The 11,734-nt window shown below is 72.1% G+C and carries 13 protein-coding genes; 8 read left to right on the top strand and 5 right to left on the bottom strand.

Translation table 11 applies throughout. The features are described from left to right. Positions 1-18: 18 nt before the first annotated feature. Positions 19-885, bottom strand: coding sequence for an MHYT domain-containing protein (locus AC07F0_RS14820; RefSeq protein WP_478978680.1), 867 nt, complete (start codon positions 883-885; stop codon positions 19-21). Between the two features lie 286 nt (positions 886-1,171). Between AC07F0_RS14820 and AC07F0_RS14815 the strand changes: the two genes are divergently transcribed. Both AC07F0_RS14815 and AC07F0_RS14810 read left to right on the top strand, forming a co-directional pair. Then, positions 1,172-2,044, top strand: coding sequence for a glycerophosphodiester phosphodiesterase (locus AC07F0_RS14815; RefSeq protein WP_478978677.1), 873 nt, complete (start codon positions 1,172-1,174; stop codon positions 2,042-2,044). A gap of 73 nt (positions 2,045-2,117) precedes the next feature. Then, positions 2,118-2,672 carry a methylated-DNA--[protein]-cysteine S-methyltransferase gene (locus tag AC07F0_RS14810; protein WP_478978674.1) on the top strand — a complete coding sequence of 185 codons (555 nt, stop codon included), beginning with the start codon at positions 2,118-2,120 and terminating at the stop codon, positions 2,670-2,672. 15 nt (positions 2,673-2,687) lie between these two features. On the opposite strand, the gene AC07F0_RS14805 is transcribed toward AC07F0_RS14810, so the two are convergent. Next, positions 2,688-3,116, bottom strand: coding sequence for a VOC family protein (locus AC07F0_RS14805; RefSeq protein WP_478978671.1), 429 nt, complete (start codon positions 3,114-3,116; stop codon positions 2,688-2,690). Between the two features lie 99 nt (positions 3,117-3,215). Here AC07F0_RS14805 and AC07F0_RS14800 point away from each other — a divergent pair, with 99 nt between their 5' ends. After that, complete coding sequence (locus AC07F0_RS14800; RefSeq protein ID WP_478978668.1) at positions 3,216-4,124, top strand: pseudouridine-5'-phosphate glycosidase; 909 nt, start codon at positions 3,216-3,218, stop codon at positions 4,122-4,124. Next, positions 4,121-5,086, top strand: coding sequence for a carbohydrate kinase family protein (locus tag AC07F0_RS14795; protein ID WP_478978665.1), 966 nt, complete (start codon positions 4,121-4,123; stop codon positions 5,084-5,086). Before AC07F0_RS14800 ends, AC07F0_RS14795 begins: the two co-directional genes overlap by 4 nt. Before the next feature lie 26 nt (positions 5,087-5,112). Here the strand turns inward: AC07F0_RS14795 and AC07F0_RS14790 are convergent, their stop codons facing one another. Beyond that, positions 5,113-5,907 carry a methyltransferase domain-containing protein gene (locus AC07F0_RS14790; RefSeq protein WP_478978662.1) on the bottom strand — a complete coding sequence of 265 codons (795 nt, stop codon included), beginning with the start codon at positions 5,905-5,907 and terminating at the stop codon, positions 5,113-5,115. Between the two features lie 266 nt (positions 5,908-6,173). Between AC07F0_RS14790 and corA the strand changes: the two genes are divergently transcribed. After that, on the top strand, positions 6,174-7,301 hold the full coding sequence (gene corA, locus AC07F0_RS14785) for a magnesium/cobalt transporter CorA (protein ID WP_478978659.1): 1,128 nt from the start codon (positions 6,174-6,176) through the stop codon (positions 7,299-7,301). 42 nt (positions 7,302-7,343) lie between these two features. Here corA and AC07F0_RS14780 read toward each other — a convergent pair whose 3' ends face one another. Further along, positions 7,344-7,772 carry a CBS domain-containing protein gene (locus AC07F0_RS14780; RefSeq protein WP_478978656.1) on the bottom strand — a complete coding sequence of 143 codons (429 nt, stop codon included), beginning with the start codon at positions 7,770-7,772 and terminating at the stop codon, positions 7,344-7,346. 128 nt (positions 7,773-7,900) lie between these two features. Next, on the bottom strand, positions 7,901-8,533 hold the full coding sequence (locus AC07F0_RS14775; RefSeq protein WP_478978653.1) for a nucleoside/nucleotide kinase family protein: 633 nt from the start codon (positions 8,531-8,533) through the stop codon (positions 7,901-7,903). A gap of 154 nt (positions 8,534-8,687) precedes the next feature. On the opposite strand from AC07F0_RS14775, the gene AC07F0_RS14770 reads away from it, so the two are divergent. The 3 genes from AC07F0_RS14770 to AC07F0_RS14760 all read left to right on the top strand — a co-directional run bounded on the left by AC07F0_RS14770 (position 8,688) and on the right by AC07F0_RS14760 (position 11,725). After that, entirely contained in the window at positions 8,688-9,410 is a 723-nt protein-coding gene (locus tag AC07F0_RS14770) for a DUF2293 domain-containing protein (RefSeq protein ID WP_478978650.1), read from the top strand. A gap of 188 nt (positions 9,411-9,598) precedes the next feature. Then, positions 9,599-10,078 carry an anthrone oxygenase family protein gene (locus AC07F0_RS14765; protein WP_478978647.1) on the top strand — a complete coding sequence of 160 codons (480 nt, stop codon included), beginning with the start codon at positions 9,599-9,601 and terminating at the stop codon, positions 10,076-10,078. Between the two features lie 156 nt (positions 10,079-10,234). Next, positions 10,235-11,725: a glutamate synthase subunit beta gene (locus AC07F0_RS14760; RefSeq protein WP_478978644.1), complete on the top strand. Its 1,491-nt coding sequence runs from the start codon at positions 10,235-10,237 to the stop codon at positions 11,723-11,725. Positions 11,726-11,734 lie beyond the last annotated feature (9 nt).

The following is an 11,734-nucleotide window of genomic DNA, read 5'->3' as shown; positions in this document are numbered from 1 at the left end:
ACTGACAATGGGCTCCGGTCAGCGGTTCTGCGGGGTTCGGGAGCCCCGGTGCTCCAGGGTGCGGCGGGGGCGGAATCGCAGGCGCTGTGGGTTGTGGGGCGTGTGGACGTGGGCGGGAATGCCGGGCCTGCGCTCGACGGGGACGACCGCGGGCTTCCCCATGACCATCAGCGGGTCGAACATCACCACGACGCCGGCGAGGAGGAGGAAGGCGAGCGGGCCGATCAGCATGGGGGCGAGCAGGGCGGCGGGTGACTCTCCCGCGGTGGGTTCGGCCGTGCCGTGCAGGTGGACGCTGAGGCCGGCCATGCCGGTGTAGTGCATGCCGCTGACGGCGAGTCCCATGACGAGGCTGGCGCCCACGCTCCACATCAGGCCCCTGACCTGGCCGGCCGCCCACAGGGCGGCGGTGGCGGCGGCCATGGCGATCGCGACGGAGATGCCGACGGTGAGCGTGTCGTACTCGAGTTTCCCGTCCAGGTGCATGCTGGCCATGCCGAGGTAGTGCATCGACGCGATGCCCAGGCCGGTGATGGTGCCGCCGGTGAACAGAGCCGTTCCGCGGGCTCCCTTGTAACCGACGATGAAGATCCCGACACCCACCATCACGATCGCGACGGCCAGGCTCGCGAAGGTCATCGGCTTGTCGTAGTGGATCGTGGCCCCCCGGACCGTGAACCCCATCATCGCGATGAAGTGCATGGTCCATATGCCGGAGCCGATGGCGGCCGAGCCGAGGGCGAGCCAGCCGGGGCGCCAGGAGTGGGCGACGAGCATGGATCTGGTGGTGCAGCGCAGGCCCAAGGCGCCTCCGAGGCAGGCCATGAGGTAGGCCACCAGGGGTGTGACCAGGCCGTAGCTGAATCCGTCGACCGTGCCCTGCATGCGCGGCTGCCTTTCCCGCCCTTTGCGACCCGGAATTCCCGATGTGCGCCCCCTCTCAGGACCGCGGCAGCGGTCAGGGTGACGCAGAGAGTATGACCCCCACCGGAATGGTCGAACGACTTTCCGGCAAAGAAACACGCCCTTGCCCCAGTTGTGCGCTACCGGTGTGCGGAGTTGGGTCCTCTTCATTCAACCTGTGGCCATCCTGTACCCCTCTTTCGTTGACTCTCTGCTGTCACAGTTGAGCTGTCTGTGATGCCGTGATCGCTCGACGCGAGGAGTACATATGCACGCGCGCGCCGTTGCCGCCTCGACCACCGCGCTCCTGGGGACCGCCGCCCTCCTGTTCCCCGTCTCCCCGGCGCGGGCCGCAGTCGGCGGCGGCTGGCCGCTGGTCATCGCACACCGGGGAGCTTCCGCGTACGCGCCCGAGAACACGCTGGCCGCCGTGGACAAGGCGGCCGAGCTGGGCATCCGCTGGGTGGAGAACGACGTGCAGCGGACCAGGGACGGTGAGCTCGTCGTCCTCCACGACGACAACCTGCGGCGTACCACCGACGTCGAGGAGGTCTATCCCGGCCGGGCTCCGTGGAAAGTGAAGGACTTCACCGCCGCCGAGATCGCCCGTCTCGACGCGGGCAGCTGGTTCGGCCCCGCTTACGCGCACGCGCGCGTGCCGACGCTGGAGCAGTTCGTGAACCGCGTCGAGCGTCATCACCAGAAGCTTCTTCTGGAGATCAAGAACCCGGAGCTGTATCCGGGCATCGAGCGGCAGACGCTCAAGGTCCTCGGCAACGAGGGCTGGCTGGACCGGTCGCACGTGGCGGGACGGCTGATCGTGCAGAGCTTCAGCGCGGACAGCGTGCGGCGGGTGCACGAGCTGAAGCCCGCCGTGAAGACCGGACTGCTGGGCACGCCATCCGTGTCGGCCCTGCCGCTCTACGCCCGTTTCGCCGACCAGATCAACCCGTCGTACGGGTCGCTCTCCAGGGCGTACGTCTCTTCCGTCAAGGCGTTCACCGGGCCGCACGGCAGGCCGCTGCAGGTCCTCACGTGGACCGTCGACGACGCGGCGAGGGCCCGGCGGGCGGCCGGGTACGGGGTCGACGGGATCATCACGAACAAGCCGGACGTGGTGCGGGAGGCCATGGGCGGGTGAGGCAGGCCGGCCGCCGGTGGGCGGTGCGTCCGGCCGGGGCGGCGTTGTCAGTGGCGGGTCGTACGGTGGGCGCATGGACAGCCATGGGCAGGTCGAGCAGCGGATCGTGTGGGGCGTTGTCGACAGCGCCATCGGCCCGCTGCTGCTGGCGGCGACCCGCGAGGGCCTGGTGAACGTCGTGTTCCATGCCACGGACGCGGTGCGGGACCGGGCGGTGGAGCGGCTGGCGTCACGGCTCGGCACCGAGCCCGCCGAGGCGCCAGGCTCCCCGCTGCTGGCCGAGGCGATACGTCAGGTCGAGGCGTACTTCGCGGGTGAGCGCCGCGCCTTCGACCTGCCGCTGGACTGGTCGCTGATCTCCGGCTTCAACCGCGAGGTCCTGCGCGAGCTGGCATCCTCAGTGCCGTACGGCACGGTCGTCGGGTACGGCGATCTGGCCGGGCGGGTCGGCCAGCCGGGTGCCGCCCAGGCCGTGGGCACGGCGATGGGCGCCAACCCGCTGCCGGTGGTGGTGCCCTGCCACCGGGTCGTCGAGAGCGGCGGAGGCATCGGGGGCTTCGGGGGCGGCCTGGAGACCAAGCGAAAGCTGCTGGCCCTCGAAGGGGTGCTGCCCGAGCCGCTGTTCTGAGGCCGCGCGCCCTGGTCAGTCGTAGTGCCGCGCCTCGAAGACGTTGCCGTCCGGGTCGCGGAAGTAGAAGCTGCGTGTGGCTTTGCCCCGGGCCCCGAAGGAGTCGTACGAGAGGTCCGACACCGGTACGGAGCGTTCCTCCAGACGGCTGAGAAGGGCGTCGAAGTCGCCCCGGGGCAGGGACAGACAGACGTGGTTGACGGGGTGCCCCGCGCTGTCGGCGGCGCCGGGCAGCATCGTCATCCGTTCCGCGAAGGTCAGCGGCATGAGGTCGAGGATGGTCTCGTCGTTGACGCGTACGGAGGGGAACGGCACCTCTCCGGCGGCGAACTCGGTGAGCCTGAGCGTTTCCAGGCCGACGGCCTTCTCGTAGAAGTCCGCGGCGGCGAGCGGGTCGCGCACCCAGAGGACGACGTGGTCGAGTCGCGGTGTGTTGTCCGTCATGCACCCCAGGCTCGTGACGTCGGCGACAGCCCGCAAGGGTTTGGCCTGGCGCGCCGCCCGCCAGAGATGAGGGAAGACCGACCGACAGGAGGCAGGCGCGTGGTGCTGGTGGTGTCAGAAGAAGTGCGGGCGGCGATCGACGCGCGTCGGCCCGTGGTGGCCCTGGAGTCCACGATCATCGCGCACGGGCTGCCGCGGCCGCGCAACCTCCAGGTGGCGCTGGAGCTGGAGACGGCCGTGCGGCGGGAGGGCGCGGTGCCCGCGACGATCGCCGTGCTGGACGGGCGGCCCCATGTCGGCCTGGACAAGGAGCAGCTGGAGCGGGTCGCGAACGAGGACGGCATCCGCAAGCTGGGCCACCGCGACCTGCCGCTCGCGATGTCCTCCGGGGTGAGCGGGGCTACCACGGTGTCGGCGACGACGCTGCTGGCGTCGCTGGCGGGCGTGCGTGTGTTCGCGACGGGCGGGCTCGGCGGCGTGCACCGGGAGTGGACGGTGACGCAGGACGAGTCGGCCGACCTGGGGCTGCTGGCGCGGGCGCGGATCACCGTGGTGTGCGCCGGAGTGAAGTCGATCCTGGATGTGCCGGCGACCTTGCAGCGGCTGGAGACGCTGGGGGTCGCGGTGGCCGGTTACGGGACCGACCGGTTCCCCGGCTTCTATCTGTCCGACTCGGGGCATCCCGTGGACTGGACGCTGCGGACGCCGGAGGAGGTGGCGGGCGTCATGCGTGCCCAGGACGCGCTCGCCGGGCCGGAGTCGGCGCTGATCGTCGCCAACCCCGTCCCCGAGGAGGAGCAGCTCGATCCGGAGCTACACGCACGCGTGCTCACGGACGCGCTGCACGCCTGCGAGGAGGGGGGGATCAGCGGTCAGGCCGTCACGCCGTTCCTGCTCGACTACCTCGTACGGCACACCGACGGCGCCTCCCTGAGCGCCAACCTGGCGGCGGTCCGCGGCAACGTACGCCTGGCGGCGCGGATCGCGGCGGCCTGGGCGCGGGGATGACCGGGGCCGAGGCCGGCCGCGGCACGGCAGGCGGAGCCGGCCCGGAGGGGACCTCGGCAGCGGGCGGGGCGCTGCTGGTCGTCGGGGACGTCATCACGGACGTCGTCGCGCGGCATGCGGGGCCGCTCGCCGCCGGTACGGACACGGCTGCCTCGATCCGGACGGTGCCGGGCGGAGCGGGCGCGAACGTGGCGTGCTGGGCCGCGCACCGGGGCGCGGCGGAGGTGCGCCTGCTGGGGCGCGTGGGGGCGGATGCCGCTGCCTGGCACGAGCGTGAGCTGGTGGCCCATGGCGTACGCCCGCGGCTCGTCGTCGACCCGCGGGCGCCGACCGGCACGGTGATCTGCCTGGTGGACGGGGGCGCTTCGGCGGAGCGGACGTTCCTCACCGACAGCGGTGCGTCGTTGCTGCTCGAACCCGCCGACTGGTCGGACGCGCTGCTCGACGGCGTGGCCCGGCTGCACCTGTCGGGCTACCTGTTGTTCTCGGAGCCGAGTCGCGCCCTGGTGACGGTGGCTCTGCGGGCCGCACGGGCGCGTGGCGTGCCGGTGAGTCTGGACCCCGCGTCGGCCGGTTTCCTCGGGGAGCTGGGCGCCGGGCGGTTCCTCGGGCTCGTCGAGGGCGTGGACGTGCTGCTGCCCAGCCGGGACGAGGCGTGCCTGCTGACGGGGCTGACCGACGCGGCCGACGCGGCGGCCGAGCTGAGCCTGCGTGTTCCGCTGGTGGTGGCCAAGCAGGGGCACGAGGGAGCACTCGTCGCCCGCTCGGGGAAGGTGTGCGCCCGCATCCCCGCCGTACCGGTGACGCCACGGGACACCACGGGCGCCGGTGACGCCTTCACCGGCGCGTTCCTCGCCGCCCTGCTCGCGGGTGCCGGGCCCGTGGAGGCGGCGGAAGAGGGCTGCCGGGCGGGTGCGAGTGCGGTGGAACGGGTGGGCGGCCGACCGCCCCGGCCCGGCTGATGCCCGGCGCCCCGCGCCATCTCCGACTACTGCTTGCGCCCCCACGCCGAGATCATCGGAGCGGTCGTCAGATCGAGGGCGCCGGACGTGACGTTCGCGAGATGCCGGTCGATGTCCTGGTCCGTGGCGAGGCCCGCGGTGACGAGCTGGTCGCGGATCTGGTGGATCGTCACGGACTCCAGGGCGGCGCAGGCCGGTGAGGCGACGGGGAAGTAGGCGTCGGCCTGCACCCGGGTCACGCCTGCCTCCCGGAGCAGCCGCGGGAGGACGCGGCCGCAGGGGAGTTCGGTTCCGCGATCGGCGAGCAGTCTGCGCAAGCCGTGCCGCAGCCGGTTCGCGAGCTGCTGCTCGGGTCCGTGCTCGTCGGGGCAGAGCAGCGGCTGGAGGGCGGGGTCGGCGTCCTCGACGAGGATGCGCCCGCCGGGGCGCAGTGCCTGGACCATGGACCGCATGGCCCGTGCCCGGTCGCCCACGTGGACGAGGGCGAGACGGGCGTGCACCAGGTCGAAGCCCTCCCCCGGCGGCTCTTCGGCGCCGAGGTCGTGCACGCGCACCTCCACGGGCGGCCGGGCAGCGGGGGCGAGCCATGAGGTGTCGGTGCCGGTCGCGACGACGCGTCCGGTCGGGCCGACCTTCTTCGCCAGCCAGGACACCACGGAGGTGCCACCCGCTGCGACCTCCCAGCAACGCCAGCCGGATCCGATGCCGAGCTCTTCGAGATGCCGGAACGTCGTGGGGTCGAAGAGAGCGGCGAAGGCGCTGAAGTGCTCTGCCGCCTCGGTCTGCCGGTTGTCGAGGAGGTACCCGTCGGTTCGCGTCATGCCGCGATCATCCCATTTATCCGACTTGTCCGTGATGGTCGACGCTCCGATACGGAGAACCGTACGGCGCCGGCGCGCGTCGAGTCTCGGGGGCGAGGGCACCCCGAACGTCTGGCGGGCGAGGGCACCCGGAGTCGGTCATCCACAGCCGGGAACGAAGCGGAACGAGCCGTTTCCACAGGCTTACCCGCAGCTCACGTCCGCCTGGCAGACTGACGCGGCAAGGCGCGGGAACGGCGCGAGGAGCTCCACGCAAGGAGATGCAGATGTCCATGGCAGGGAATCTGCGCAAGGTCACGGGCCTCGGCGGGGTCGGCGGCCTCCGCAAGATGGCTCGGCTGGCCCGGCGGCGCCCGCGCGTCGACCTGAGTCACCCGGCCCGCTCCCCGCTCGGCTCCTCGGTGGTGAACTGCGTGACGTACCGGGACGGCGTCCGCACCGACGCGCGCGGCGATCTCGAGGACACCATGGAGTGGGTGCGCAAGAAGGGCGAGGGCTTCGTCTGGCTCGGCCTGCACGAGCCGACCGACCAGGAGTTCGCGGGCATCGCCGAGCTCTTCGACCTGCACCCCCTGGCCGTGGAGGACGCCGTCGAGGCCCACCAGCGCCCCAAACTGGAGCGCTACGGCGAGACGCTCTTCGCGGTGTTCAAGACGGTCTGCTACGTCGAGCACGAGGAACTCACGGCCACCAGCGAGGTGGTGAACACCGGCGAGATCATGGTCTTCGTCGGCAAGGACTTCGTGATCACGGTGCGGCACGGCCGGCACGGCTCGCTGGGTCCGCTGCGCGAGGAGCTGGAGTCCTACCCCGACCAGCTGGCCAAGGGCCCGTCCGCGGTGCTGCACGCGATCGCGGACCACGTGGTGGACGACTACCTGACCGTCACGGACTCGGTGCACGAGGACATCGACCAGGTCGAGGCGGACGTGTTCGCGGAGACCGGCGCGCGGGCCGACCCGGGGCGCATCTACCAGCTCAAGCGTGAACTGCTGGAGCTGAAGCGGGCGGTGGTGCCGCTCAGCCGCCCGCTGGAGGATCTCGCCACCCGTCCGATCCGGGCGGTCGACCCGGAGATACAGGCGTACTTCCGCGATGTCTCGGACCACCTGCTGCGGGCGAAGGAGCAGATCGCCTCTTTCGACGAACTGCTCAACTCCATCCTCCAGGCGCACCTCGCGCAGGTCACGGTCGCGCAGAACGAGGACATGCGGAAGATCACGGCGTGGGCCGCGATCGTGGCCGTACCGACGATGGTCTGCGGGGTGTACGGCATGAACTTCGACCACATGCCGGAGCTGCACTGGCGATACGGCTATCCGATGGTCATCGGCGTCATATCCATCGCGTGCCTGGCGCTGTACCGGGGGTTCCGGCGCAGCGGCTGGCTCTGACGAAGGTCGTGACCTGCCGGGTCGTGGTGGCGTGAGGCGTGGTCAGCGCGGGGTGGTCCTGGCGTAGACGCTCTCGGCCCAGGAGGCGATCTGGTCGCCCGCCAGATGCCGGGCCAGGTCGGACTCGCTGATCATGCCGACCAGGCGCTTGTCCTGGATGACGGGCAGCCGGCGGATCTGGTGCTCCTGCATCTCGTGGAGCACCTCGCCGACGTCGGCGTCCGCGTCGACCCAGCGAGGCGTGCCCTTGGCCATCTCGCCCGCGGTGACCTCGGCTGGGTCATGGCCCATGGCGACGCAGCCGACGACGATGTCGCGGTCGGTGAGGATGCCGCAGAGCCGCTCGTTCTCGTCGCTGATGGGCAGGGCGCCGACGTTCAGTTCGCGCATGAGCTGGGCCGCGCGGTCGAGGGTTTCGTGGGCGGGGATCCACTGGGCGCCGCGGTGCATGATGTCTCCGGCGGTGGTCATGGAGTACCTCCCGGTGCCGGACGGCCGGCGCGGCGCGGGAGGCACCGCGAGTCCCGGCGCCCTTCATTCTCGCCGCGTCACCCGGCGCTCGCACACGGAAGAGCTCCCCCGGCAGACAGGGCTTCGGCTCAGCCGCCCCATGCCGGATGGCGCGGATCGTCGGCCCGTACCAGGACGTCGGCCGTGCCCGCCGGATCGGTCTCCTGCTCGTAGCGCTCGAAGGCCGGCAGGGTCCAGTGCTCGGCCTCGGGCGTGCGGCGGCGCAGGGCGCCCGGGGAGAGCAGGACATGGACGCTCAGATCGAAGGGGAACCAGTGCCTAAGGAGGAAGGGACCGTGCAGCAACAGCACGCCGCCGGGCGGGAGTCGGACGTAGTCGCTGCGGGTGGCCCGGTCGGCTTCCGGGTCCCACAGATCGGGCAGGACGCGGCCGTCACCCCCCGCCTCGAGGGGGCCGAACACCTCGCGCCACAGGGCGCTGGTGTCGTACCAGCCGCTGTAGTAGGACTCCACGTCCCGGTGGCCGTACTCCAGTCGCACGGAGGCGGGGCGCAGAAAACCCTCTGCGCCCACGACGAGCGAGGAGCGGCCGCGTATGCGCAGCGCCTCGGAGACCCGCCGGGCGAGGTCTCCCGGGCGGGCGGCCGGGGCACCGTCGAAGGCGATGCGCGGCCAGGGACTGCCGTCGGCGGGCTTCAGGTCGAGCAGACGCTCGGCGAGCGTGTCGCCGAGCCGGTCCCAGGTGATCGCTTCGAGTCGCACACGGCCCATGATGCGTCAGACCGCGGCAGGACGTGTCAGACCGGCGAACGCCACGGACACCGGGAGGGACGCGGCAGAGGCAGAGACGCCGAGACCGCCGAGGTCTCCCCCGGCGGATGCGGTGCGCGCCGCCGTCGGAGGGAAGGAACCCCCCATGGTCCCGGACCGCCGTATGGCCCCGCACGCGACACTCCAGCCCCGCGCCCCCACCGGACTTCTCGTCTTCCAGCCCCTCAAGCGGCGGCACTGCGCCGACTGCCGGCGAGGGCCGCTGCCGCTGCTCGTCCTGGAGGACGCCGCCCCGCGCTGCCTCGACTGTGCCGACCTCGCACATCTGGTGTTCCTGCCGCGCGGCGACGTCGCGCTGACGCGCAGAGCGCGGGAGGAGAGCGCGCTGTCGGCGGTGGTCTTGCGGTTCAACCGGCGCAAGAGCCGCTACGAGCGGCAGGGCGTACTGGTCGAGGAGGCGGCGCTCACCAGGGCCGAGCAGCGGTGTCTGGCGGACGCCGAGGCGCGGCGGCGGCGCCGGGTGCGGGACGCGCGGCGGCGGGCGGCCCAGGACGCCCTGTTCGCCGAGGCGTTCGCGGTGGAGATACGGCGGCTGTTTCCCGGCTGTCCGGCCGATCGGGCGCGGGACATCGCCGCGCACGCCTCGGAGCGGGGCAGCGGGCGGGTGGGCCGCAGTGCGGCCGGGCGGGCGCTGACGGAGGGGGCGGTGACCTCGGCGGTCGTGGCGTCCGTACGGCATCTGGACACGCCGTACGACCGGCTGCTGATGAGCGGGGTGCCGCGGCACGAGGCGCGACGGCGGATCGCGGCGGCGGTGGAGACGGTGCTGAGGGGGTGGACCGAGGTGCGCCTCGGTTCCACCGGGTGAGCCGGGCCGGTCGGCCGATCGGTCGGCCGGTCGGTGACGCTCGGCTGGTCCGGCCCACCGGTGGGCCGTGGACGTACACGTATGGCCCCGCGCCGATCGGCCATGGTCACTGTTCTCGCACGGGATTTCACTTGTGGTGAGGACGGGTGACGGGGCAAGATCCCGGCTCGACGGCGGGAGAGGCTGACATGATCGACGGACCGTACTTCGTGCTGACGGTGCTGGGTGTGCTCGGGACCGGCCTGGTGGCCGGGGTGTTCTGCGGCTTCTCCACCTTCGTCATGCGCGGCCTCGCCACGCTGCCGCCCGCGCGGGGGGTCGCCGCGATGAACGCGATCAACGTGGCCGCGGTGACACCGCCCTTCATGGCGGTGTTCCTCGGGTCGGCCGTGCTGTGCGCGGTGATCGCCGTGGTGACGTTCGTGCTGTGGCCGGACGAGGGGACGGTGGAGCTGCTGGTGGGCAGTGCTCTGTACCTGTTCGGCTCGTTCGGGGTCACCCTGGTCGCGAACGTGCCGCGCAACGACGCGCTGCTGAAGCTTGCACCGGACACCTCTGAGGCGGCCGCGTACTGGCCGGTGTACGTGCGCGAGTGGACGATGTGGAACACCGTCCGCGCGGCCGCCTCGGCCGGTGCGGCGGTGGCGTACGTGCTGGCACTCACCTGAGCGCGCAGTCAGACGCGCTCGGCCGCGCCCCGTGTCCCGCCCTCCTGCGTGCGTGACCGCCCCTCTGCGGGGGTGCCGCCGCGGACGTATCGTGGCCGGAAGGAGCGCCGACCGACGACGCACGGCCTGTCACACGCGCACGCAAGGAAGACGGCCATGGCCGACCCCAAGGGTTTCATGACCACCCCCCGCCAGGACTGGCCGCGCAGGCCCGTCGACGAGCGGGTCCGGGACTGGGACGAGGTGTACGTCCCCGGGGCGCTGCTGCCGATCATCAGCCAGCAGGCCGACCGCTGCATGGACTGCGGCATCCCCTTCTGCCACGAGGCCTGCCCGCTGGGCAACCTGATCCCCGAGTGGAACGACCTGGTGTCGAGGGAGGACTGGCGGGCGGCCGCCGACCGGCTGCACGCCACGAACAACTTCCCGGAGTTCACCGGCCGGTTGTGCCCGGCTCCCTGCGAGACGGGGTGTGTGCTGGCGATCAACCAGCCGGCCGTCACCATCAAGAACGTCGAGTGTGCGATCGCCGACCGGGCGTGGGAGGAGGGCTTCACACCGGCGAGGCCGCCGGAGCGGCTGTCCGGCAAGACGGTCGCGGTGATCGGTTCGGGACCCACCGGGCTGGCGGCGGCCCAGCAGCTGACCCGGGCGGGGCACACGGTCGCCGTGTACGAGCGGGACGACCGGCTCGGCGGGCTGATGCGGTACGGCATCCCCTCGTTCAAGATGGAGAAGCACCATCTGGAGCGACGGCTGGAGCAGATGCGGGCCGAGGGGACCAAGTTCCGTACGTCGACGGCGGTCGGGCGGGACATCGGGGCCGACGACCTGCGGACTCGCTACGACGCCGTGGTGCTCGCCACGGGGGCGACCGCGTGGCGCGAACTCGACCTGCCGGGGCGGGCGCTGACGGGCATTCACCAGGCGATGGAGTACCTCCCGCTGGCCAACCGGGTGTGCGAGGGCGATCTGGAGACGTCCCCGCTGTCGGCCGCCGGGAAGCACGTCGTCATCGTCGGCGGCGGCGACACCGGGGCCGACTGTCTGGGCACGGCGGTCCGGGAGGGTGCCGCGTCCGTGACGCAGCTGGACATCTACGCGCTGCCGGACACCGAGCGCGACGAGGACAGGGAGCCCTGGCCGACGTACCCGGTGCGGGTCTACCGGCTGTCGGCCGCGCACGAGGAGGCCCGTGACCTGCGGACGGCCCCGGTGGCCGACGCGGACGCGCGGCTGTTCGCGGCGTCCACACTGCGCTTCGACGGTGACGCGGAAGGCCGTGTGCGGTCACTACACCTGGTCGAGGTGGACGCGCGGCGCCGCCCGGTGGACGGCACCGGGCGGACGCTCCCCGCCGACCTCGTGCTGCTCGCCCTGGGCTTCTCCGGGCCCGACCGCGACGACGGGCTCGTCGACCAGCTGGGGCTGGCCATGGAGCCCCGCGGCACGATCGCGCGTGACGCTGGTTTCGCCACGAACGTGCCCGGCGTGTTCGCCGCCGGAGACGCCGCCCGCGGCCAGTCGCTCATCGTCTGGGCGATCGCCGAGGGGCGGGCCGTGGCGGCGGCGGTCGACCGCTATCTGACGGGCAGTTCGAGGCTCCCGGCGCCGATCGGACCGTACGACCGGCCCATGGCGGTCTAGGCACACGGC

Source organism: Streptomyces sp. NPDC045955 (genome assembly GCF_056430805.1).
Note: the sequence above shows the minus strand (reverse complement) of the source record. Positions and strands in the feature narration are given on the sequence as shown.

Bases quoted from the DNA above. Each gene is read 5' to 3' on its own strand.
- AC07F0_RS14820 (WP_478978680.1), bottom strand. From the start codon at position 885: ATGCAGGGCACGGTCGACGGATTCAGCTACGGCCTGGTCACACCCCTG.
- AC07F0_RS14815 (WP_478978677.1), top strand. From the start codon at position 1,172: ATGCACGCGCGCGCCGTTGCCGCCTCGACCACCGCGCTCCTGGGGACC.
- AC07F0_RS14810 (WP_478978674.1), top strand. From the start codon at position 2,118: ATGGACAGCCATGGGCAGGTCGAGCAGCGGATCGTGTGGGGCGTTGTC.
- AC07F0_RS14805 (WP_478978671.1), bottom strand. From the start codon at position 3,116: ATGACGGACAACACACCGCGACTCGACCACGTCGTCCTCTGGGTGCGC.
- AC07F0_RS14795 (WP_478978665.1), top strand. From the start codon at position 4,121: ATGACCGGGGCCGAGGCCGGCCGCGGCACGGCAGGCGGAGCCGGCCCG.
- AC07F0_RS14790 (WP_478978662.1), bottom strand. From the start codon at position 5,907: ATGACGCGAACCGACGGGTACCTCCTCGACAACCGGCAGACCGAGGCG.
- corA (WP_478978659.1), top strand. From the start codon at position 6,174: ATGTCCATGGCAGGGAATCTGCGCAAGGTCACGGGCCTCGGCGGGGTC.
- AC07F0_RS14780 (WP_478978656.1), bottom strand. From the start codon at position 7,772: ATGACCACCGCCGGAGACATCATGCACCGCGGCGCCCAGTGGATCCCC.
- AC07F0_RS14770 (WP_478978650.1), top strand. From the start codon at position 8,688: ATGGTCCCGGACCGCCGTATGGCCCCGCACGCGACACTCCAGCCCCGC.
- AC07F0_RS14765 (WP_478978647.1), top strand. From the start codon at position 9,599: ATGATCGACGGACCGTACTTCGTGCTGACGGTGCTGGGTGTGCTCGGG.
- AC07F0_RS14760 (WP_478978644.1), top strand. From the start codon at position 10,235: ATGGCCGACCCCAAGGGTTTCATGACCACCCCCCGCCAGGACTGGCCG.